Source organism: Pseudomonas syringae group sp. 243L2, from assembly GCF_032587875.1.
Classification (GTDB): domain Bacteria; phylum Pseudomonadota; class Gammaproteobacteria; order Pseudomonadales; family Pseudomonadaceae; genus Aquipseudomonas; species Aquipseudomonas amygdali.
Genome location: NZ_JAWHPL010000020.1, coordinates 1 through 23,029, shown reverse-complemented (window position 1 = coordinate 23,029; position 23,029 = coordinate 1). Strand labels below are relative to the sequence as shown.

Sequence of the window (23,029 nt, the reverse complement as noted above, 5' to 3'; positions counted from 1 at the left end):
GCGCTCCAGTCACTGATGGCTGGAGCTGTGTTGTTTGCTCTTGCGTTGACCGGGTCTTTTGGTTATCAGGGTTTCTTCTGGTCACCAGGATTAGAGACGCGATCGGCACGCTATCAAGGAAAGCTCATGCAAAGCCATTCTGGAAATGAAACCACCCCGTTGAGCCAGCGTTTGACCCTGCTGTTGCTCGCCGAGAATCAGCCGGATTTCCTGCGTCGTGCGCTGAAGTACTACAGCAGTTATCCGTGCAATGTGATTGTGGTCGATGCCTCGCCTGCGCCAGACGCGCAGGTTGCGGAGCGTGCCGGGCTGCAGTACATCCACAACGCCGCCCTCAGTGAAACCAGGCTCAGCGCCAGAATTGCAGAAGGCCTCAAGCAGGTGTCCACGCCCTTTGTGGTGTACGCGCAGGTCGACAGTTTCCTGCTGCCTGACGCACTGACCGAGGCCGTGAGTTTCCTTGAAAGCAACGAGCGTTACGGTGCTTGCCAGGGCTATAGCCTGGGTTACCAGGCTTACGTCGATCACGTGGATTATTTCCGCCGCGACCGCAAGGTTCATGAGGACTACGCGTCTGATCAGGCCGGCGAGCGGCTTCTGAGCTTCATGGGTCAGAGCGTGTCACTGCTCAACGCCGTGACCCGGACCGGGCTGGCGCGTCAGTGGTTCACGTCAGTGCCTGAGGGCACCGAGCGGCACTGGCAGGAAATCGGCCATATGGCCTTTCTGGTTGCGGCTGCTGCATTGCGCATCCTGCCCATTCCCTATGCGTTGCACGTCAACGCCGGCAAGGAGGCAGAGCATCGCTATGGCGCTGCCATTGCAGGCGCAGTCAAGCATATCGACCCCAAGGCCAAAGCCGAGCGCGAAACGCTTGCGCGCCTGGTTGTTTCGTCGCTCGGCAATAGCCGCGATCTGCAAGGTGAGCAGGGCGAGCACGCTGTACTGGCCGGCCTGGCAGCCATGGCTGAATGCCTCGAAACCCAGCCGTATCAGGGCGGCGAAAAAATCATCAGTTCAGCGTGGAACGTTGCCCTGACGCAGGCAGATGCGCAGTTCGAGCCTCGCCAGTTCGTTGAACTGCCGTTCTACAACCAGCCGTTGTTCGACGAACTGGCGCAAATCGAGTTTCTGATCCATCTCTTGCCGGCAGGGCAGGCGCAGATGGAAGGGCTGGAGTCCGTGCTGGTGAAGCAGGCCGAGCTGTTGCGTGTACAGAGCAATCCGGACGCCGAGTCGCTTTTGAGCCGTCTGTGGCAAGCCTATGCACACTACTCCTTCAGTCACAGCGTCGTGCAACGTCTGGCCGATGAGTTGGGCAAGTCCGAGGACGAGGACGACATCGAGCGCGCCGAGCGCATCGTTGCCTGGGGCCAGCGCCTGCAGTCTGATTCCGCTTTCGATAACAGCCAGCTGTTGCGTGGCATGCCTTCCGGCAAGTTGCTCGACTGGCTCGATGCGCGTGATCCGGCACCGGCACAACTGAAAAAGCTCACCACGCAGCTGACGCGTCGGCCAGCAGGTTCGCAAATCGGTATTTTGCTGCTTGATCTGGACGCCGACGTGTTCAAGCTGCAGGCAACCTTCGACAGCCTTATCAACAGCCATTATCGAGCGTTCAAGGTCGTGGTATTCACCACCGGTGATCTGCCGGCAACCACCAGCCTGAACGACACACTGCACTTCGTCAAAGTCACCGAAAGCAACTATGTCGACAAGATCAATCAGGTCGTCAAACAGGCTTCCAGCGATTGGCTGATGCTGGCGCAGGCGGGTGAAGAGTTCACCCGCAGCGGTCTGCTGCTGGCCAGCGCCGAGCTGATTGACGCCGGGCAGTGCCGAGCCGTTGCTGTGGATGAAATTCACCGTCAAGCCAACGGCACCCTGGCGCCGTTGTTCCGTCCGGGCTTCAACCTCGATCTGCTGCAAAGTGTGCCGACGCTGGCCGCTCGGCACTGGCTGATTCGCCGCGAACTGCTGGTCGAGGCGGGCGGCTATTCGCGAGAGTTTCCCAAGGCGCTGGAATTCGACCTGCTGCTGCGCCTGATCGAGCAAGGCGGCATGAGCGGTCTGGCGCATTTGAGCGAGCCGGTACTGATCTGCGATGCCCCCGAGCTTGAAGAGAATCAGGACGAGCAAAAGGCGCTGACGCGTCATCTGGGGCAGCGGGGTTATCAGGCTGAGGTCAGCTCGGCGTTGCCCGGCACCTACAAGATCGATTATCGCCATGCCCATCGGCCGGTGGTCTCGATTCTGCTGCACAGCCAGGACAATCTGCCGGAACTGCAGCGTTGCCTGCACAGTATCCTGCAACGCACCCGCTATCAGCGCTATGAAGTGTTGATCGGTGATAACGCCAGCACCTCTGCCGAATTATCAACGTGGCTTGATCAGCAGCAACAGCTGTCCAGCCGGGTACGCGTATTCCGCGCCGATCAGCGTGTCAGCACGGCCGCCTTGCGCAATCTGGTCAGCCAGGAAGCCAAGGGCGAGTACCTGATTCTGCTGGATGCCGAAAGCCAGATCGTCAATGTCGGCTGGATCGAGTCGCTGCTCAATCAGGCACAACGTCCGGAAGTGGGCGTGGTCGGGGTCCGTCTGGTTGATCGTGAAGGAACCATTACTCAGGCAGGTCTTGTTCTGGGACTTAATGGCGGTGTCGGTTCCGGTTTCGTTGGCGAGCCAAAGACGTCGCGCGGTTATATGCAGCGGCTGGTGGTCGAGCAGAACTACTCCGCGGTGTCATCGGCCTGCCTGATGATTGCCAAAGCGTTGTACGACTCACTGGGCGGGCTGGACGAAGAGGCTTTTGCCGAGTCTCTGGGCGATGTCGATCTGTGCCTGAAGGCGGCGCAGTCGGGCTATCTGACGGTCTGGACCCCGCATGTTCAGGTGGTGCATTCAGGCGTGGTAAATGCTCCCCAACCAGCGCTTGGCGCGCTGGCCGGAAAGTGGGCGGCGCAGTTTGCCCAGGACGAAGCCTATAACGCCAATCTTGATCTCGACGGCAAGGGGTTCACACTGGCGGTTTAAGCTGCATGCATCACGCGATCCGGCTGTTTTACGGCCGGATCGTCGCCCTCCTGCTGCGGCAGCATTTTGTTTTTTCCCTCCGCCAATAATCGCAAAGCGTGCAAACCGGCGTGACCTGCGGGTCATAACGTGCATCTTCACTGTATTGTGTTACAGGGAGCGACACGCGCCTGGCTTGCTTTCACACGCCTTGCGCCCTGAAAATGTCTGCAATCACCCTTATTCGGTAGCGCCCTGATTCTGATCGGGACGAAAAATGACCTGTTTACTCATCGGGAAGCCATGATGATTGGCATTAAAAACATAGCGAGTTACGTGCCCACTGCTGGCGTGGATAACTACGCTCAAGGTGCCAGTTTCGGCAAGGATGAAGATTTCATCCTCGGGAAAATCGGTTCCACGTTCCTGCCGCGTAAAGACGCTGGCCAGGAAACCTCGGACCTGTGCGTTGAAGCGGCCAATACCCTGTTTGCCAACAACCCGCAGCTCAAGCGCGAAAGTATTGACGTTTTGATCGTCGTTACCCAGAACGGTGACGAAGAGGGGCTGCCGCATACCGCAGCCATCGTTCAGGACAAGCTGGGTCTGTCGACCAATGTCGCTGCGTTCGACATTTCACTGGGCTGTTCCGGCTATGTCTATGGCATCTACGCGATCAAGGGGTTCATGGAGGCAGCAGGGCTGAAAAACGGCCTGCTTATAACCGCTGACCCGTATTCGAAAATCGTCGACCCGCAGGACCGCAACACCACCATGTTGTTTGGCGATGCAGCCACAGCAACCTGGATGGGCGAGGACGCTGCCTGGCAACTGGGCAAGGCAAAATTCGGCACCGATGGTTCGGGTGCGCCGCACTTGAAGGTCAGCAACGGCGTGTTTTTCATGAACGGTCGTCAGGTGTTCAATTTTGCGCTGCTGAAAGTACCGGCGCACCTGCACGAACTGTTGGGAGAGTCAGACCTGACGCCTGACGATATCGATGCATTCTGCATTCATCAGGGCAGCGCTGCTATTGTCGATGCCGTGGCACGCCGCTTTGAAGACAAACCCGAGAAATTTCTCAAGGACATGGTTGAAACGGGTAACACCGTGTCGTCGAGCATTCCATTGCTGATTGAAAAGCACGTACTCAACTCTTCGTGGCATCGAGTAGCACTGAGCGGTTTTGGCGTGGGGCTTTCCTGGGGTTCTGCGATTATCTATAAAGCCTGAATCGCCGCAGGCTAAAAACAGCGCCCGTGACTAGTTCACCGGGCGCTTTTTTTTGAATAATCGATTCTGGTCACGTTTTTGAACTTCTACAGTGGCCTGCTCTTTCTGGAACGTGAAGTTCAGACAACGGGTTTTCTCGCGTCATGTTGGTTTGGTTTCGTCTCAAACCCTTGTTTTATAAGGGGTACAGGCATGATGGCAAAATATTCAAAAAAAACACTCAAGCAACCTGCCATCGCGACGATAACTATTACGAAGGTTCTCTAGGCACACCCGGCGCTTGCAGGGGCCGGAAGCCACGTAGTACCAAACCAACGAGGAATTCATCATGGCTTTAACAGTAAACACCAACGTAGCATCGTTGAACGTCCAGAAGAACCTGGGTCGCGCTTCCGACGCACTTTCGACCTCGATGACTCGTCTGTCTTCCGGTCTGAAAATCAACAGCGCCAAAGATGACGCTGCCGGCCTGCAAATCGCTACCAAGATCACTTCGCAGATCCGTGGTCAGACAATGGCGATCAAAAACGCCAACGACGGTATGTCCCTGGCGCAGACCGCTGAAGGCGCGCTGCAAGAGTCGACCAACATTCTGCAGCGTATGCGTGAACTGGCTGTTCAGTCGCGAAACGACAGCAACAGCTCGACTGACCGTGACGCGCTGAACAAAGAATTCACCGCGATGAGTTCCGAGCTGACCCGTATCGCTCAAAGTACCAACCTGAACGGCAAGAACCTGCTCGACGGTTCCGCCAGCACCATGACTTTCCAGGTTGGCTCCAACTCGGGCGCTTCGAACCAGATCACTCTGACTCTGAGCGCAAGCTTCGACGCCAACACCCTGGGTGTCGGTTCGGCTGTGACCATCGCTGGTTCCGATAGCACCACTGCAGAGACCAACTTCTCTGCCGCTATCGCCGCCATCGACTCGGCTCTGCAGACCATCAACTCCACTCGTGCTGACCTCGGTGCTGCACAAAACCGTCTGACCAGCACCATCTCCAACCTGCAGAACATCAACGAAAACGCCAGTGCTGCACTGGGTCGCGTACAAGATACCGACTTCGCTGCTGAAACTGCACAGCTGACCAAGCAACAGACCCTGCAACAGGCTTCCACCTCTGTTCTGGCTCAGGCTAACCAGCTGCCATCCGCTGTACTGAAACTGCTTCAGTAATATCGGCATGAGTTTTAGCGGGGGAGTGCGTAATAGCGCTCTCTCGCTTTTTTACTTTCGGAGGTGATGGTCATGGATATGAGTGTAAAGCTGAACGTGTCTTATCCGGCCGCTCAACCGGCGAGTCAGGCGCCAGTGCCAGACAAGTCTGTTGACAAGCCTGCCGATACGCCGTCAGTCGAGCGTGTTGCCGCCACGGCGGAAAGTAAAGGCTCAGATCTGCACAAGGATGACTCCCACGACGAGGCGAAAGTCAAAGCCGCGGCAGAAGACATCCAGAAATTTTTTCACTCGGTGAAGCGCAATCTCGAGTTTTCGATTGATGAAGCTTCTGGCAAAGTGATCGTCAAGGTCATTGCCAGTGACTCGGGTGAAGTGGTAAGACAAATTCCCAATGCAGAAATCCTGAAACTGGCCGATAGCCTGAGTGATGCGAACAGCTTGTTGTTCCGCGCCAAGGCCTGATTGCCAGTACGGTATTTGTTGCCGTTTTGCGAGACCTGTGAAAAGGCGGTGAAACCGGCGACATTCTTGAAGGGAGAAGCAAATGGCTAGTCCAATTACATCTACAACAGGCCTGGGTTCGGGTCTGGCAATCACGGCCATCGTTGAAGGTCTTGTGGGTGCCGAGAAAGCGCCCAAGCAAAACCAGATCGACAAGCAGACCGCCGCTACAACCGCATCGTTGTCGGGTGTGAGTCAGCTGACGTCGGCACTGGCCGCGTTCCAGAAAACCCTGGATACCCTGGGTAGCTCAACGACGCCTGCGTTTCAGGGCTTTGCTGCGACATCTGCCAACGAGGCGGTGGTCAAGGCAACGGCCGGCAACACGGCCGTCAACGGTACTTACGCGATCGGTATCACCCAGCTGGCAACGCCTTCAAAGGTGGCCACAGCCGCGCTGAATTCCACGCAGGCGAGTGCTATTCCGAGTGGTACCCTGAAAATCACTCAGAATGGCACTGACTACAGTGTCGTGATCGACAAGACCTCGACGTTGCAGGAAGTGCGCGACAAGATCAACTCGTCGCTGCAGGGTAAAGGCATTACTGCCAACATCATCAACGACGACAATGGTGCCAGGCTGGTATTCAGCTCGACGACCACCGGCAAGGGCAGTGACATTTCGGTAGTGGGTGCTTCCGGTCAGGAAGCGCTGAATATCGATGGCACCAAGCTGATGAGCGATACCAGCACGGGGACCGATGCCAACGGCAAGGCGATTCCCGGTGCTGGCGCTATTACTGCGACCGCCAAGGATGCTGCTTTCACTGTTGACGGCCTGAGCCTGACCAGCAAGACGAATACAGTCAGTACAGCGATTTCCGGCCTGACCTTCGACTTGGTCGCGCCAACTGCTGCTGGAGCAACCACTACCGTTACGGTGGCCACCAACACCGATGGGTTGAAAGCGTCGCTGCAGTCCTTCGTGGACTCTTACAACACGCTGGCCACCCTGGTGACTTCCCTGACCAAGGGTTCGATCAGCGACAAGGGTGTTTACACGGCGGCCGCCCTTACTGGTGACGCTACGCCGCGCGCGCTGTTGGCGACTATCCGTGATCAGCTGGCGAGTGCCTCTTCAAGTGCCGGCCTCAGTGCTCTTTCGCAGTTGGGCATCAAGACCCAGCAGTCCAACGGTACGCTGTCACTGGACACTGCTACATTCACGGCAGCGCTGAACGATAAAAAACTGGGCAGTCAGATTCAGACGATGTTCACTGGTACGGGGGCAACAAATGCCGACGGTACGGTTGATGGCGGCCTGGTTTCGCGTATGACCAAGGCGCTTCTGCCCTACACAAAGTCTGACGGTGTTCTGGCCAGCAAGACGAGCAGTCTTAATAAAATACAGACTCGTATTGCCAGTGATCAGGACGCACTGGATCGTCGTATTACAAGCTTGACGGCGAGTTTGACCAAGAAATACAACGCGATGGACCTGGTTGTAGGGCAGCTCAAGGCGACCGCTACCAGCATCACGTCGATCTTCGAAGCGATGAACGCGCAGAAAAACGCTTCGTAAATTCGTTTTACAGAAGTATCAAGAACCCGACTCCGTGTCGGGTTTCTGCTTTTGGGCTAAAGTTTCTGCGCCATGCGTCGATAGCTTGAGTATCAGTATTATGGATTTGCGACGAGGTCCCCCTTATGAATCCGATGTTAGCGTTGCGGCAGTATCAGAAGATCGGCTCCCAGGCTCAGACCTCGGAAGCCAGTCCTCACCGTCTGGTTCAAATGTTGATGGAGGGTGGCCTCGATCGTATCGCTCAAGCCAAGGGTGCCATGGCACGCAAGGACGTCGCCAGCAAAGGCGTGTTCATCAGCAAGGCGATCGGCATCGTAGGTGGTCTGCGTGAAGGGCTTGACCTGGACAACGCCCCCAGCGAAGCGCTGGTCAGGCAGGACAGCCTTTATCACTACATGATGACGCGTCTGGCCGAAGCCAACGCACGCAACGATCAGAAGATGCTCGACGAGGTTGCCGGGCTGCTGATCACCGTCAAGGAAGGCTGGGATGCTATCGGTACCGCACAAGCACAACAATAAGTTGCTGCCCTGAGGAGAACAATAAGATGAGTGCTGCGCTCAAGCGTATCGAAGAAACCCGGGAAGCCCTGGTGGGGGCGCTTGCCGAACGCGACTGGGAGGCTATCGTCAAACTTGACCTGGCGTGTCGCGAATGTGTCGATGCGGTGGTCAGCGAAGCGCCTGCTGACGAACCGGCTCTGCGCAGCAATCTTGAGGAGTTGTTGGGGGTCTACAGGCAACTGATTGATGTTGCAACCGGGGAGCGTCAAGCAGTCGTCGATGAAATGACTCAAATCCAGAATGCGAAGAACGCGACGAAGGTATACCATCTGTTCGGTTAATGTTTAATTGTCATTTTTATTGTTCGACAAGAATTTCGCCATAAATTTGACTGTGTTCGTTTTTTTGACTTAACTAGTGATGTTTACTATTTTCTGGCGTCTCAAGGTTTATACAGCTGAGATGCCAAGCTGCCCCCCAATCATGGGCATTGAGTTGACTAGGGAAGTTGCTATTGCATGTGGCGTGAAATCAAGATTCTGCTAATCGATGACGATAGCCAGCGCCGCCGGGATCTGGCGGTTATCCTGAATTTTCTTGGCGAAGAAAACCTCTCCTGTTCAAGCCAGGACTGGCAGCAGGTGGTCGGCTCTCTGGCATCTCCGCGAGAAGTCCTTTGTGTGCTGGTCGGCAGCGTAAACGCGCCGGGCAGCCTTCAAGGGCTTCTTAAGACCATCGCAGCATGGGATGAGTTCCTTCCTGTGCTGCTTATGAGTGAAAATTCTTCTGTCGAGTTGCCGGAGGACCTGCGCAGGCGGGTTCTTTCCGCGCTTGAGATGCCGCCCAGCTACAGCAAGCTGCTCGACTCCCTGCACCGTGCCCAGGTCTATCGCGAGATGTACGACCAGGCCCGCGAGCGTGGACGTCATCGTGAGCCGAACCTGTTCCGCAGTCTGGTGGGAACCAGTCGCGCGATTCAGCATGTGCGGCAGATGATGCAGCAGGTCGCTGACACTGACGCCAGCGTTTTGATTCTCGGTGAGTCGGGGACTGGCAAGGAAGTGGTAGCGCGCAACCTGCACTATCACTCCAAGCGCCGCGATGCACCGTTTGTGCCGGTCAACTGCGGTGCCATTCCGGCCGAGCTGCTCGAAAGCGAGTTGTTCGGGCATGAGAAGGGCGCGTTTACCGGGGCAATCACCAGTCGTGCCGGCCGTTTCGAGCTTGCCAACGGCGGTACGCTGTTCCTTGATGAAATTGGTGACATGCCGCTGCCCATGCAGGTCAAGTTGCTGCGCGTGTTGCAGGAGCGCACTTTCGAGCGCGTGGGCAGCAACAAGACGCAGAGCATCGACGTGCGCATTATTGCCGCGACGCACAAGAATCTCGAAAACATGATCGAGCTTGGCAGCTTCCGCGAAGACCTTTATTACCGTCTCAATGTGTTCCCCATCGAGATGGCACCGTTGCGCGAGCGTGTTGAAGACATTCCGCTGTTGATGAACGAATTGATTTCGCGCATGGAGCATGAAAAGCGCGGCTCGATTCGTTTCAATTCCGCCGCCATCATGTCGCTGTGTCGTCATGCCTGGCCGGGCAACGTTCGCGAGCTGGCCAACCTGGTCGAGCGCATGGCGATCATGCACCCGTACGGCGTGATCGGCGTGGCCGAGCTGCCGAAGAAATTCCGCTATGTCGATGACGAAGACGAGCAGATGGTCGACAGCATGCGCAGCGATATCGAAGAGCGCGTCGCCATCAACAGCAATACGCCGAATTTCGCGTCGGGCGCAATGCTGCCGCCTGAAGGTCTGGACCTGAAAGACTATCTGGGTGGTCTGGAGCAGGGTCTGATTCAGCAGGCGCTCGACGACGCGAACGGTATTGTTGCCCGTGCTGCAGAGCGTTTACGGATTCGTCGCACCACGCTGGTCGAGAAGATGCGCAAGTACGGTATGAGCCGTCGCGAAGGTGATGAACAGGCAGATGATTGACGCCTGTCTGTAGCGCCAAAAATCAAGCCCCTGAATTTTCAGGGGTTTTTTTTCGGCACGAGGATTGCAAAGTCCCTCTCAACACACCGTTTACTGACGGTTCGCCACGAGAGAGATGAACTATGTCCCAGGCCGCCCAACTGACTTCCGCCCTATCTGCTCAGGCTCAATACTCCCCGGAGCTGGAAAGTCGTCAGGGGCTTGAGCAGGCGTTCTCGCTGTTCAATCAAATGTCGGCGCAATTGACTGACTCCTATGGTCTGCTCGAAGCGCGTGTCACTGAACTCAAGGGCGAACTGGCCCATGCCGGTGCCCAGCGCCTGCAAGAGCTGGCGGAAAAAGAGCGGCTGGCCAACCGCCTGCAAAGCCTGCTTGATCTGCTTCCCGGTGGCGTAATCGTTATTGATGGCATGGGCGTGGTGCGCGAAGCCAATCCTGCGGCAATCGATCTGCTGGGCCAGCCCTTGCTGGGCATGCTCTGGCGTCACGTCATCAGTCGGTGTTTTGCCCCGCGTGAAGACGATGGCCACGAAGTTTCGCTCAAGGACGGCCGCAGGCTTTCCATTGCAACCCGCTCGCTGGACGCTGAACCCGGGCAGTTGGTGCTGCTTAATGATTTGACCGAAACCCGCCATCTCCAGGAGCAACTGGCGCGTCACGAGCGTTTGTCATCGCTGGGTCGGATGGTCGCTTCTCTGGCGCATCAGATTCGTACACCGTTGTCGGCCGCGATGATCTATGCCAGTCATCTGACCGAGCAGGAATTGCCGGTGGAAACCCAGCAGCGCTTTGCCGCACGGCTCAAGGATCGTCTGCATGAGCTCGAGCATCAGGTTCGCGACATGCTGGTGTTTGCCCGTGGCGAGTTGCCGCTGACGGATCGCCTGACGCCCGTTGCCTTGTTTCAGGCTTTGCAAAACGCTGCGGTCACCCATGTGCAGGGCGTACCGGTGCGTTGGCAGTGCGACAGTATTGAAGGCGAGTTGCTGTGCAATCGCGACACGTTGGTTGGTTCGTTGCTCAACCTGATTGAAAACGCCGTCCAGGCCAGTGCTGGCCGGACACTGCTGAAAGTTCATGTGTACAGCCGCGGCAATGTGTTGCGCATATGCTTCAGCGATAATGGCAGTGGTATGGACAAGACTGCGCTGGCGCGTATCGGCGAGCCGTTTTTCACCACCAAGACCACCGGCACCGGGCTTGGTCTGGCTGTGGTGACGGCGGTGTCGCGTGCGCATCAGGGCGGCGTGCATTATCTGTCGCGGGTCGGTCGTGGCACCTGTGCAATTGTCAGCCTGCCATTGATTCCGGCTTCCGGCTCGATGGGTAACAACTGATGTCGATCAACGTGCTGTTGGTCGAGGACGACCGTTCGCTGCGCGAGGCACTTGGGGAAACCCTGGAATTGGCTGGCTATGGATACCAGGCGGTCGGCTCTGCTGAAGAGGCGTTGGTCGCAGCCGAGGCGCAACCGTTCAGTCTGGTGATCAGCGACGTCAACATGCCGGGCATGGACGGTCATCAGTTGCTGAGCCTGTTGCGCAGCCGGCATCCGCAACTGCCGGTACTGCTGATGACTGCTCACGGCGCCGTTGATCGCGCGGTCGATGCCATGCGTCAGGGCGCGGCCGATTATCTGGTCAAGCCTTTCGAGCCCAAGGCCCTGATTGCATTGGTTGCACGACATGCACTGGGTCGTCTGGAGCCTGCCGAGCGCGACGGGCCGATTGCTGTTGAACCCGCCAGTATCCAGTTATTGAACCTGGCCAGCCGTGTGGCGAAGAGCGACTCCACTGTGCTCATCTCCGGTGAGTCCGGCACAGGCAAGGAAGTGCTGGCGCGTTTCATTCATCAAAATTCTCCGCGTGCCGATAAGCCTTTTATTGCGATCAACTGCGCTGCGATTCCGGACAATATGCTGGAAGCGACGCTGTTCGGTCATGAAAAGGGCTCGTTTACCGGCGCCATTGCCGCGCAGGCCGGCAAGTTCGAACAGGCTGACGGCGGGACAATCCTGCTTGACGAGATTTCCGAAATGCCACTGGGGCTGCAGGCCAAACTGTTGCGTGTGTTGCAGGAGCGGGAAGTCGAGCGCGTGGGTGCGCGCAAGCCGATCATTCTGGATATTCGCGTTGTGGCTACTACCAACCGCGATCTGGCAGGGGAAGTGGCGGCGGGGCGCTTTCGCGAAGATCTGTTTTATCGCCTGTCGGTATTTCCACTGGCCTGGCAGGCGCTGCGTCAAAGGACTGCCGATATTCTGCCACTGGCCGAGCGGCTTCTGGCCAAGCACGTCAATAAAATGAAGCACGCGCCGGTTCGTCTTTCTGCCGAGGCGCAGCAGTGTCTGGTCAGCTACCCCTGGCCTGGCAATGTGCGTGAGCTGGATAACGCCGTGCAGCGAGCATTGATTCTGCAGCAGGGCGGGGTGATACAGGCGCAGGATTTCTGTCTCTCCGGGCCGGTGACAAGTCTTCCAGCCGCTGCCGTGGTGGAGGCTGTGCCGTCTTTGCCTGTCACATCCTCGCCTGATAATGCAGGTGCTGGTGGCAATGCGGAGTCTGTCGGTGCCCTGGGTGATGACCTCAGGCGTCGCGAGTTTCAGATGATTATTGACACGCTGCGTGCGGAGCGCGGTCGTCGCAAGGAGGCCGCCGAGCGCCTGGGTATCAGCCCGCGTACCTTGCGTTACAAGCTGGCGCAGATGCGCGATGCCGGGATGGATGTGGAAGCCTATCTGTTCGCTACCTGAACCGGTGGCGCTGATCGGTGGTTGTGATCGCCGGTCACTGAATATTCGTATAAACGGCGCAAGCCGGAAATATCCGGATACCCCCATGAATACGGGAGGTCTGGAGTGATTTCATGTCGGGCAACATGGTATTCCCATTTGGTGTGGCAAATAGCCGCCATCTAGCTGGCACCGTTGTTGCTATGTCTTCTGTACCCGCTGAATCAGTGTCAAAAATTTGCGGGCCTTACGAGAGAAACGTCCATGAGCCAAGGTGTTGAATTTAATCGCTTGATGTTGGATATGCGGGCCATGCAGATGGATGCGATGTCTGCACCCAAGCCCGTGTCCGGCGCGCAGGAAGCCGGCGCCAGCAGCTTTGCCGACATGCTTGGCCAGGCCGTCAACAAGGTCGCGCAGACCCAGCAGGCCTCCAGCCAGTTGGCCAATGCATTTGAAATCGGCAAGAGCGGCGTGGATCTGACCGACGTCATGATTTCGTCGCAGAAAGCCAGCGTGTCTTTTCAGGCGTTGACCCAGGTGCGTAACAAGCTGGTTCAAGCTTATCAAGACATCATGCAGATGCCGGTTTAAGGGACGTACTGAGTCATGGCCGAAGCAACTGCCGATCCCGTTCCAGCAAGAGCGGGCGCTTCCGATAAGAAACCGTTGTTCGGTTTGTCTTTTCTGGAAAACCTTTCCGAAATGACCATGCTGCGTCAGATCGGCCTTATGGTCGGTCTTGCCGCGAGCGTGGCCATCGGCTTTGCCGTGGTGCTCTGGTCCCAGCAGCCTGACTATCGTCCGCTTTATGGCAGCCTGGCGGGCATGGACAGCAAGCAGATCATGGACACCCTGACTGCGGCGAATATCAACTACACCGTCGAACCCAATTCCGGCGCGTTGCTGGTCAAGTCCGATGATGTGCAGCGTGCGCGTATCCAGCTGGCGCAGGCAGGCGTGGTGCAGAACGACGCCAACATCGGTTTCGAAATCCTCGACAAGGATCAGGGCCTGGGGACCAGTCAGTTCATGGAAGCCACGCGTTATCGTCGTGGTCTGGAAGGCGAACTGGCACGTACCATCTCTGCCCTGAACAACGTCAAGGGTGCCCGTGTGCACCTGGCGATTCCGAAGAGTTCGGTGTTTGTCCGTGACGACCGCAAGCCAAGCGCTTCGGTACTGGTCGAGCTGTATGCTGGCCGCTCGCTGGAGCCCAGCCAGGTTATGGCCATTATCAACCTGGTGGCCACCAGTGTTCCCGAGCTGAGCAAGTCGCAGATCACGGTTGTCGACCAGAAGGGCGCTTTGCTGTCCGATCAGGCGGAAAACTCTGAACTGACCATGGCTGGCAAGCAGTTCGACTACAGCCGTCGCATGGAAGGCATGCTGACCCAGCGTGTGCAGAACATTCTGCAGCCGATTCTGGGCAACGATCGCTACAAGGCTGAAGTCTCGGCAGTAGTCGATTTCAGCGCCGTCGAATCGACCGCCGAAAGCTTCAACCCTGACCAGCCTGCCTTGCGCAGCGAGCAGTCGGTCAACGAACAGCGCTCCAGCAGTTCAAGCACGGGCGGCGTTCCGGGCGCGTTGAGCAACCAGCCGCCAGGTCCTGCGACGGCGCCGCAGAATGCAACTGCCGGTGCGGCCGGTGCTGCCGGCCCTATCGCTCCAGGCCAACCGCTGCTGGATGCCAATGGTCAACAGATCATGGACCCGGCGACCGGTCAGCCAGCGTTGGCTCCTTACCCTGCCGACAAACGCGTGCAGTCGACCAAGAATTTCGAGCTGGACCGTTCGATCAGTCACACCAAGCAGCAGCAGGGCCGTCTGACTCGTCTGTCAGTTGCGGTGGTAGTCGACGACATGGTCAAGACCAACGCCGCCAACGGCGAAGTCACTCGTGCTCCGTGGAGCGCGGCGGACCTGGCTCGCTTTACCCGTCTGGTGCAGGATGCCGTCGGTTTCGACGCCAGCCGCGGTGACAGCGTCAGCGTGATCAACGTGCCATTCTCCAGCGAGCGCGCTGAAGTGTTGCCAGAGGCGTCGTTCTACTCGCAGCCTTGGTTCTGGGACATCGTCAAACAGGCGGTGGGTGTGATCTTCATCCTGATCCTGGTGTTCGGCGTGTTGCGTCCGGTGTTGACCAACATCACCACCGGCAAGAGCAAGGAGCTGGCCGGTTTCGGTGGCGACGCCGAGCTTGGTGGCATGGGCGGCCTGGATGGTGAGTTGTCCAACGACCGCGTCAGCCTGGGTGGCCCGCAAAGTATTCTGCTGCCTAGCCCGACCGAGGGTTATGACGCACAGCTGAACGCAATCAAGAGCTTGGTGGCCGAAGATCCGGGTCGTGTGGCCCAGGTCGTGAAAGAGTGGATTAACACTGATGAATGATCGAGCCATGGTAGCCAAACTCTCCAAAGTCGAGAAAGCTGCAGTGTTGCTGCTTTCCCTCGGCGAAACCGACGCTGCTCAGGTGCTCCGGCACATGGGGCCCAAGGAAGTCCAGAAAGTGGGCGTAGCGATGGCTCAGATGCGCAATGTGCATCGCGAGCAGGTCGAAGAGGTCATGAGCGAGTTTGTCGACATCGTCGGCGACCAGACCAGCCTTGGCGTCGGCTCCGATGGCTATATCCGCAAGATGCTGACCCAGGCACTGGGCGAAGACAAGGCCAACGGCCTGATCGACCGGATCCTGCTGGGTGGCAACACCAGCGGTCTGGACAGCCTCAAGTGGATGGAGCCGCGTGCCGTCGCCGACGTGATCCGTTTCGAGCATCCGCAGATTCAGGCCATCGTGGTGGCGTATCTTGACGCTGACCAGGCGGGCGAGGTGCTTGGGCATTTCGACCACAAGGTCCGTCTGGATATCATCCTGCGCGTTTCCTCGCTCAACACAGTGCAGCCAGCAGCGCTCAAAGAGCTTAACCAGATTCTCGAGAAGCAGTTCTCCGGTAACGCCAACACGTCGCGTACCACCCTGGGTGGTATCAAGCGTGCAGCCGACATCATGAACTTCCTCGACAGTTCCATCGAAGGCGCGCTCATGGATTCGATCCGCGAGGTCGACGAAGACCTTTCGGTACAGATCGAAGACCTCATGTTTGTCTTCAACAACCTCTCCGACGTGGACGACCGCGGTATTCAGGCGCTGTTGCGCGAAGTATCCTCGGACGTGCTGGTACTGGCGCTGAAGGGCTCGGACGAGGCGATCAAGGAAAAAATCTTCAAGAACATGTCCAAGCGTGCCGCCGAACTGTTGCGCGACGACCTGGAAGCAAAAGGTCCGGTGCGTGTCAGCGATGTGGAAACCGCCCAGAAAGAAATCCTCACCATTGCGCGTCGTATGGCCGAGGCCGGCGAGATCGTACTCGGTGGCAAGGGTGGCGAGGAAATGATCTAAGGATTCAGCCGACTCATGTCCAGTTCCAATAAAGAATCGGCCAGCGACCTCATTCGCGCCAAGGACGCCGGGTTACTCGATATCTGGTCGTTGCCCAGCTTCGATCCACATGTGGAACCCGAGCCTGAGCCCGAACCGGAACCGGTCGATGAACCGGCCGAGATGGAAGAAGTACCGCTGGATGAAGTTCAGCCGTTGACCCTGGAGGAGCTGGAAAGCATCCGCCAGGAGGCGTGGAACGAAGGCTTCGCCACCGGTGAAAAGGAAGGCTTTCACAGCACCCAGCTAAAAGTGCGCCAGGAAGCGGAAGTCGTTCTTGCGGCCAAGGTCGCCAGCCTGGAACAACTGATGGGCCACCTGTTGGCACCTATCGCCGAGCAGGACACACAGATCGAAAAGGCCGTCATTCATCTGGTCGAGCACATCGCGCGGCAGGTCATTCAGCGCGAACTGGTCACTGATTCCGGGCAGATCGCCAGCGTGTTGCGCGATGCGCTCAAGCTATTGCCGATGGGTGCGCAGAACCTGCGAATTTTCATCAATCCTCAGGACTTCCTGCTGGTCAAGGCCATGCGCGAGCGTCATGAGGAGTCGTGGAAAATAGTCGAAGACGAAGACTTGCTGCCGGGTGGTTGCCGTATCGAAACCGAGCACAGTCGTATTGATGCCAGTGTCGAAACGCGAATCGCCCTGGCTATTTCCAAAATGCATGACCAGTTGCATGAGCAGGTGACGCATCCGGCTGCGGCGGACCTCAGCGTCGAGCTGGAGGCTGCGCCCGGCAAGGCTTCCAGTGCAGCCGAATCTGACGTGGACACGCTCGATGCGCCTTGATCGCACCAGTTTCGGCAAGCGCCTCGGCTCCTACGCCGAGTCGATCAGTCTGCCTGCCCAGCCCGTTGTAGAGGGCCGCCTGCTGCGTATGGTTGGCCTGACACTAGAGGCCGAGGGCCTGCGTGCTGCGATGGGCAGCCGTTGTGTGGTCATCAACGATGACAGTCATCACCCGGTCGAAGTCGAAGCCGAAGTGATGGGGTTTTCTGGCGGCAAGGTGTTTCTTATGCCGGTCGGCAGCGTGGCGGGCATTGCGCCCGGTGCGCGGGTCGTGCCACTGGCCGATACCGGTCGCCTGCCAATGGGCATGAGCATGCTGGGCCGTGTGCTTGACGGCGCGGGCCGGCCGCTGGACGGCCGCTCGCCCATCAAGGCTGAAGACTGGGTGCCAATGGATGGCCCGACCATCAACCCGCTCAAGCGTGACCCCATCAGCCAGCCGCTGGATGTCGGCATTCGCTGCATCAACGGTTTATTGACGGTTGGCCGCGGTCAGCGTCTGGGGTTGTTTGCCGGTACCGGTGTGGGCAAGAGTGTGCTGCTGGGCATGATGACGCGCTTCACAGAGGCGGACATCATTGTCGTCGGCCTGATCGGTGAGCGGGGTCGTGAGGTCAAGGAGTTCATCGAGCACATTCTTGGCGAAGAGGGCCTGAAGCGCTCGGTGGTGGTTGCATCGCCAGCCGATGATGCGCCGCTGATGCGGCTGCGCGCTGCCATGTATTGCACGCGGATCGCCGAATACTTTCGTGACAAGGGCAAGAATGTCCTGCTGCTGATGGACTCGCTGACCCGTTTTGCTCAGGCTCAGCGGGAAATCGCCCTGGCCATTGGCGAGCCGCCAGCCACCAAAGGCTACCCGCCCTCTGTGTTCGCCCGGTTGCCCAAGCTGGTGGAGCGCGCAGGCAATGCCGAGGCGGGTGGTGGTTCTATCACGGCCTTTTACACGGTGCTGTCGGAAGGCGATGACCAGCAGGACCCGATTGCCGACTCCGCGCGTGGTGTGCTCGACGGTCACATCGTGCTGTCCCGGCGTCTGGCTGAAGAAGGCCATTACCCGGCCATCGATATCGAAGCCTCCATCAGCCGGGTCATGCCTGCGGTGGTCAGCCCCGAGCACATGGCGCGTGCGCAGCATTTCAAACAGTTGTGGTCGCGCTATCAGCAGACTCGCGACCTTATTAGCGTGGGTGCCTATGTGGCGGGCGGCGATCGCGAGACCGACATGGCGATTGCGTTGCACCCGGTGTTGGTGCGCTATCAGCGCCAGGGCCTGCGAGACAACGAAAGCATGCAAGGCAGTGGCGAGGCGCTGGCGTCTATATTCGCACCGGCACCTGGCGGCTGATAGCTTATGGCTCAGAGTCGAGCGGCGCGTCTTGCGCCAGTGGTCGAGATGGCGGAAGCCGCCGAGCGAACGGCGGCTCAGCGGCTTGGGCATTTTCAGGGGCAGGTCAATCTGGCCAACAACAAGCTGCAGGAGCTTGACCAGTTTCGTCAGGATTATCAGCAGCAATGGTTGCAACGTGGCAGTGCCGGGGTTTCCGGGCAGTGGTTACTGGGTTATCAGCGCTTTCTCAGCCAGCTCGATGTCGCCGTTGCCCAGCAATACAAAAGCCTTGAGTGGCACAAGGCCAATCTCGATAGGGCGCGGAGCGCCTGGCAGGATTGTTACGCGCGGGTCGAAGGCTTGCGTAAGCTGGTGCAGCGTTATATGGATGAAGCACGCAGGCTGGAGGATAAGCGGGAGCAGAAATTGCTCGACGAGTTGTCGCAGCGTCTGCCTCGTCACGAACAATTCTGACGTTTGACCCAATCAGACCCGCGGTGATTTCTCTGGCTGGTCTACGCTATCAATGTCTCGGTGATGAAACACCTCGAGGTTCCCCATGACAGTCACTTCCGAACGCTCTGCCGATGGCCAGACGCTGACCCTTTACATCGAAGGGCGCTTTGATTTTCAATCCCATCAGGCGTTTCGCGCAGCCTACGAGGATTACCCGCAGACGCTGAACTATGTAGTCGACCTGCGGGGCACGCATTACCTGGACAGTTCTGCGCTGGGGATGCTGTTGCTGTTACGCGACCATGCCGGTGGCGATAAAGCGGTGGTGCACCTTGTCAATTGCACGCCTGATGTACTGAAGATTCTGGCTATTTCCAATTTCTCGAAGTTGTTCGAACTGAGCATACCCAGTGCAGTCATCCCCGAAAAAACTGTGCATTCTGATCGCCGATGACAGTGCCAGTGACCGGTTGCTGCTTTCAACCATCGTTGCGCGGCAGGGCCACAGGGTTCTCAGTGCTGGCAATGGTGTCGAGGCTGTGGCCATCTTCAAGGCTGAAAGTCCGCAGTTGATTCTGATGGACGCCATGATGCCGGTCATGGATGGTTTTGAAGCTGCGCGACGGATCAAGGCGATGAGTGGTGAGTCGCTGGTACCGATCATCTTCCTCACCTCGCTGACTGAAGGTGAGGCGCTTGCACGCTGCCTGGACGCCGGTGGCGACGACTTCATGTCCAAGCCTTACAACCCGCTGGTGCTGGCCGCCAAGCTCAATGCCATGAACCGCTTGCGGGTATTGCACGAAACTGTCCGTCAACAACGTGACCAGATCAGCAAACACCACGATTACCTGCTCAACGAGCAGCGTGTGGCCAAGGCGGTGTTCGATCAGATTGCCCATGCCGGTTGCCTGGGGGCCGGCAATATCCGCTACTTGCAGTCTCCTTATGCCTTGTTCAACGGCGACCTGATGCTGGCCGCCTACACGCCGGCCGGGCACATGCAGGTGCTGCTTGGGGATTTCACCGGGCATGGCTTGCCGGCTGCCGTCGGGGCGATGCCGCTCGCTGAGGTGTTCTACGGCATGACGGCCAAGGGCTACGGCCTGGTTGAAATCCTTCGTGAAATGAACGCCAAGCTCAAGCGTATCCTCCCTGTCGACATGTTCTGTTGTGCAACGCTGCTTTGTATCAACCTTGCACAACGGCAGGTCGAGGTCTGGAGCGGTGGCTTGCCGGACGGTTACCTGTTGCGCGGCGCGCAGGGTGAGCATGTGCCGCTGGCTTCCAGTCACTTGCCATTGGGCGTGCTGAGTGTTGATGCTTTCGATGCACGCACCGATGTCTATCCGTTGGCGCCGGGCGATCGCATCTTCCTGTTGTCCGACGGGGTGCTCGACACAAGCAACAGTAATGACGAACTGTTCGGTGCGCAGCGTTTGCGCCAGGTGCTTTCTGCCAACCGCGAGCCGCACTTGCTGATCGAGGAAATTCTCGAAGCGCTCAACGATTTTGGCGGCAAGGCACGTGACGATGTCAGTTTGCTGGAAATCAGTGCCGTCGATGAGCCATTGCAGAGTCTGCCTGCCCTGACCTATTCGGACAGCGGTGCCTCCAGCCCACTGGACTGGTCGGCCAGCTTCGAGTTTCGCGCTTCGACCCTGAGGCGCTTCAACCCGTTGCCGTACGTCTTGCAGTTGCTGCTTGAAGTTCATGGACTGCGCAATCAGGGTGCTGCATTGCACATGGTGCTCGGCGAGCTTTATAGCAATGCGCTGGAACATGGTGTACTAGGGCTGGATTCGGCGCTAAAGCATGATGCAGCAGGTTTCGCCCTGTATTATCAGCAGCGCGCCGAGCGTCTTGGCATGCTTCAGACCGGGTTTATCCGCGTGACTGTGCGGGTCGAGCCGGTCGCAGCGGGTGGTCGGCTGACCCTCAGTGTGGAGGACAGTGGTCAGGGATTTGATATTGAAAAAGTCCGGATGCAGATACCTGCGGGCAATGAGCTGTATGGTCGCGGGCTCCGCCTGGTGTGTGAATTGAGTCGTGAGGCTCGATGGTCCGCGGATGGCAGGACGGCCTGCGTGGAATTTTCCTGGGAGGGAGTGGCATAATCCCCCCTGGAGTCTTGATCAAGGAGTGAACAAGTGTCGATTCATCTGGATTACAGCGTGCTGAATGCCTTGCAGGAAGTCATGGAGGACGAATATCCGACCTTGCTGGATGTGTTCCTCAAGGATTCCGAGCAGCGTATCGCGCAACTGCGTCTTGCTGTTCAAGTCAGCCATCCTGACTTTCAGGAATTGAGCCTCACCGCGCACAGTTTCAAGGGCAGCAGCGCCAATATGGGTGCCTTGCAACTTTCCGAGTTGTGTCATCAGTTGGAAGAGCAGTCCCGTCAGCAGTTGTTCACAGGTCTGACAGAGTTGATCGGTAAAATCGACAGCGAATACATGACTATTCGCGGTTTGTTTAACGCAGAGCGGCAGTTGTTTGTCAGCTGATCACTGATTTCCAGATCCCCGATCTTCCTTTATTCGGCAACCTTTGAAGTGGGTGTGGAAGGTTGGCCCGCATATTGCTCAGTGTTCTGGTAAGGCGATAACCAGCAGCTTATGCGGAGACCGAAATGCCCCTCGCTACCAATGCGCTTCTTCAGGCCACAAGCACTGCGACCTCAAGGTCCGGTACGGCCAATAATGCGGTCAAGTCTGCTGACAGCAGCAAAGACGGGGCCTCCAGCTTTTCCAATGTCTATGCCAAACAGGCGAAGGATGCCGTTCCGTCGCGTGATGATGCGCCGGTCAAGCCGGCTCGCGACAAGGCTGCGCCTGACAAGGACAAGGCTGCGCCTGACAAGGACAAGGTTGCCGCCGGCAAGGACAAGCCTGCCAGTGATCAGGCCAATGCCGCTGACACGTCGAGTGTTGCCGATAGCGGCAATGATTTGCCAACCCGATCGACTGCCGCTGAGGATGATGCTGCCAGTGCCGGTTCAAAGCAGGATGATGCACAGGCATCTGCCGACTCTGCATTGACTGAAGGGCTGGCGATTGTCGATCCGGTGCTTGACCCGGCGTTGCAGGCGATGGCTGCTCAAGCGCCTGCGTTGCCGGTCGCCAGACCACAAAGCCCTGACGCCACGGCTGCGCCCGTAGCTACCGTGCTCACGGTCACTCAGGCTGCTCCGCCCGCAGCGACTGAAGAAGCATTCAATCCGGACGCCGATCCGCTTGATGGTCTGGATGCAGTGCAATTGGCGCTGGAGAATGCCAACGCCAAAACGCAGCTGGCTGCGCAGAATACCCATGCTGCCAACAAAGCAACGCCGACCAACGCAGAGGCCGATCCAAACCAGAATCTCGTCAATAACCTGTCGGCCCTGAGCGAGCAGCTTCCCTCGGAAGAGAGCAGCACGGAAAGCAGTGACAAGTCGTTCAGCGGCTTGATCGGCGAAGGACTGAAAGATGTCAAAAGCGCCGCGGGCGACACGCGCGTCGACAACTTTGCCGATCGCCTCGCTGCGCTGAGCCAGGCCGCGCAACCGGCCCGTGTTGCGGCAGCGCCTGCCGCAGCGCCGTTGATGAATCAGCCGTTGGCCATGCACCAAAGCGGCTGGACCGAAGGCATTGTCGACCGCGTCATGTACCTGTCGAGCCAGAACCTCAAAGCCGCCGATATCAAGCTGGAGCCCGCCGAACTCGGACGTCTGGACATTCGCATCAACATGGCACCTGAGCAGCAGACCCAGGTAACGTTCATGAGCGCCCATATGGGCGTGCGTGACGCACTGGAAAGCCAGATGTCGAGGTTGCGTGAGTCGTTCGTTCAGCAGGGGCTTGGCAACGTCGACGTCAACGTTTCCGACCAGTCGCAACAGCAGGCCCAGCAACAGGCTCAAGAGCAGGCCAGCCGTGCCCAGCGCAACGGTCGTGGCAATGGCGTGAGCTCAGGCGACACTCCGGATGAAATTGCAGGCGTCGATGCCGCTGTTCCGGTCAGCCAGCCGGCTGCGCGCGTGATCGGCAGCAGCGAGATCGATTATTACGCGTGATGCTCCTTGCCTCACATGGCAGCCGCGACGCGAAGTCATGCCTTGTCTGCTAGTTGTTAAGGCAGAAATGCTTTTCGATCCCGATGGTACAGACGACGCAAATTGCGACCTTGGTGACGGCTGAGTCCTGGCGCTGATCCGGGGGTAGCCTGGCAGGACGCCAGGCTAGCCGCACCGGGCCATGGATGGCCCGTTGCGGCGACCCCCGGATCAGTGACAGGGCGAAGGAACCCGACGAAGTCGGGCCGGAAACAGGAGCGAGGGGATTTG

General features: G+C 58.1%; 20 protein-coding genes. All 20 read left to right on the top strand.

Going from position 1 to position 23,029, the window contains the following annotated elements:
* Window positions 1–126 precede the first annotated feature (126 nt).
* The 20 genes from RYB66_RS12825 to RYB66_RS12730 all read left to right on the top strand — a co-directional run bounded on the left by RYB66_RS12825 (window position 127) and on the right by RYB66_RS12730 (window position 22,759).
* A complete protein-coding gene (locus RYB66_RS12825; RefSeq protein ID WP_016981488.1) occupies window positions 127–3,033 on the top strand; it encodes a glycosyltransferase in 2,907 nt (968 codons plus the stop codon).
* A 285-nt stretch (window positions 3,034–3,318) separates the two neighbouring features.
* Complete coding sequence (locus RYB66_RS12820) at window positions 3,319–4,245, top strand: ketoacyl-ACP synthase III (RefSeq protein ID WP_016981486.1); 927 nt, start codon at window positions 3,319–3,321, stop codon at window positions 4,243–4,245.
* A 328-nt stretch (window positions 4,246–4,573) separates the two neighbouring features.
* Complete coding sequence (locus RYB66_RS12815; protein WP_002554301.1) at window positions 4,574–5,422, top strand: flagellin domain-containing protein; 849 nt, start codon at window positions 4,574–4,576, stop codon at window positions 5,420–5,422.
* Window positions 5,423–5,494: 72 nt separating this feature from the next.
* Window positions 5,495–5,887, top strand: coding sequence for a flagellar protein FlaG (locus tag RYB66_RS12810; RefSeq protein WP_002554300.1), 393 nt, complete (start codon window positions 5,495–5,497; stop codon window positions 5,885–5,887).
* 82 nt (window positions 5,888–5,969) lie between these two features.
* A complete protein-coding gene (gene fliD, locus RYB66_RS12805) occupies window positions 5,970–7,448 on the top strand; it encodes a flagellar filament capping protein FliD (RefSeq protein ID WP_004664447.1) in 1,479 nt (492 codons plus the stop codon).
* Window positions 7,449–7,573: 125 nt separating this feature from the next.
* The gene (gene fliS / locus RYB66_RS12800) at window positions 7,574–7,972 is read left to right on the top strand and encodes a flagellar export chaperone FliS (protein WP_002554298.1); all 399 of its coding nucleotides are present in this window, start codon (window positions 7,574–7,576) and stop codon (window positions 7,970–7,972) included.
* Window positions 7,973–7,998: 26 nt separating this feature from the next.
* Window positions 7,999–8,295 carry a flagellar protein FliT gene (fliT, locus tag RYB66_RS12795; protein ID WP_002554297.1) on the top strand — a complete coding sequence of 99 codons (297 nt, stop codon included), beginning with the start codon at window positions 7,999–8,001 and terminating at the stop codon, window positions 8,293–8,295.
* A 177-nt stretch (window positions 8,296–8,472) separates the two neighbouring features.
* On the top strand, window positions 8,473–9,948 hold the full coding sequence (gene fleQ, locus RYB66_RS12790) for a transcriptional regulator FleQ (RefSeq protein WP_004664450.1): 1,476 nt from the start codon (window positions 8,473–8,475) through the stop codon (window positions 9,946–9,948).
* A gap of 122 nt (window positions 9,949–10,070) precedes the next feature.
* Window positions 10,071–11,285: a sensor histidine kinase gene (locus RYB66_RS12785; protein ID WP_316893267.1), complete on the top strand. Its 1,215-nt coding sequence runs from the start codon at window positions 10,071–10,073 to the stop codon at window positions 11,283–11,285.
* Window positions 11,285–12,700, top strand: a complete 1,416-nt coding sequence (locus RYB66_RS12780; RefSeq protein WP_004664453.1) for a sigma-54-dependent transcriptional regulator — start codon at window positions 11,285–11,287, stop codon at window positions 12,698–12,700. The genes RYB66_RS12785 and RYB66_RS12780 overlap by 1 nt, the downstream gene beginning before the upstream one ends.
* Window positions 12,701–12,943: 243 nt before the next feature.
* Window positions 12,944–13,273, top strand: a complete 330-nt coding sequence (gene fliE / locus RYB66_RS12775; protein ID WP_002554293.1) for a flagellar hook-basal body complex protein FliE — start codon at window positions 12,944–12,946, stop codon at window positions 13,271–13,273.
* A 15-nt stretch (window positions 13,274–13,288) separates the two neighbouring features.
* A complete protein-coding gene (gene fliF, locus RYB66_RS12770; protein WP_002554292.1) occupies window positions 13,289–15,073 on the top strand; it encodes a flagellar basal-body MS-ring/collar protein FliF in 1,785 nt (594 codons plus the stop codon).
* Entirely contained in the window at window positions 15,066–16,082 is a 1,017-nt protein-coding gene (fliG, locus tag RYB66_RS12765) for a flagellar motor switch protein FliG (protein ID WP_002554291.1), read from the top strand. The genes fliF and fliG overlap by 8 nt, the downstream gene beginning before the upstream one ends.
* A gap of 15 nt (window positions 16,083–16,097) precedes the next feature.
* The gene (gene fliH / locus RYB66_RS12760; RefSeq protein ID WP_057405268.1) at window positions 16,098–16,916 is read left to right on the top strand and encodes a flagellar assembly protein FliH; all 819 of its coding nucleotides are present in this window, start codon (window positions 16,098–16,100) and stop codon (window positions 16,914–16,916) included.
* On the top strand, window positions 16,906–18,264 hold the full coding sequence (fliI, locus tag RYB66_RS12755) for a flagellar protein export ATPase FliI (protein WP_004664459.1): 1,359 nt from the start codon (window positions 16,906–16,908) through the stop codon (window positions 18,262–18,264). Before fliH ends, fliI begins: the two co-directional genes overlap by 11 nt.
* A gap of 6 nt (window positions 18,265–18,270) precedes the next feature.
* Entirely contained in the window at window positions 18,271–18,720 is a 450-nt protein-coding gene (gene fliJ / locus RYB66_RS12750) for a flagellar export protein FliJ (protein WP_002554288.1), read from the top strand.
* An 85-nt stretch (window positions 18,721–18,805) separates the two neighbouring features.
* Window positions 18,806–19,156, top strand: coding sequence for an STAS domain-containing protein (locus tag RYB66_RS12745; protein ID WP_002554287.1), 351 nt, complete (start codon window positions 18,806–18,808; stop codon window positions 19,154–19,156).
* Window positions 19,113–20,819 (top strand): fused response regulator/phosphatase, encoded by a 1,707-nt coding sequence (locus RYB66_RS12740; protein ID WP_004664462.1) that lies wholly within the window; start codon window positions 19,113–19,115, stop codon window positions 20,817–20,819. Before RYB66_RS12745 ends, RYB66_RS12740 begins: the two co-directional genes overlap by 44 nt.
* Window positions 20,820–20,852: 33 nt before the next feature.
* Window positions 20,853–21,209 (top strand): Hpt domain-containing protein, encoded by a 357-nt coding sequence (locus tag RYB66_RS12735; protein ID WP_057405267.1) that lies wholly within the window; start codon window positions 20,853–20,855, stop codon window positions 21,207–21,209.
* A gap of 125 nt (window positions 21,210–21,334) precedes the next feature.
* A complete protein-coding gene (locus RYB66_RS12730; protein ID WP_316894538.1) occupies window positions 21,335–22,759 on the top strand; it encodes a flagellar hook-length control protein FliK in 1,425 nt (474 codons plus the stop codon).
* Window positions 22,760–23,029 lie beyond the last annotated feature (270 nt).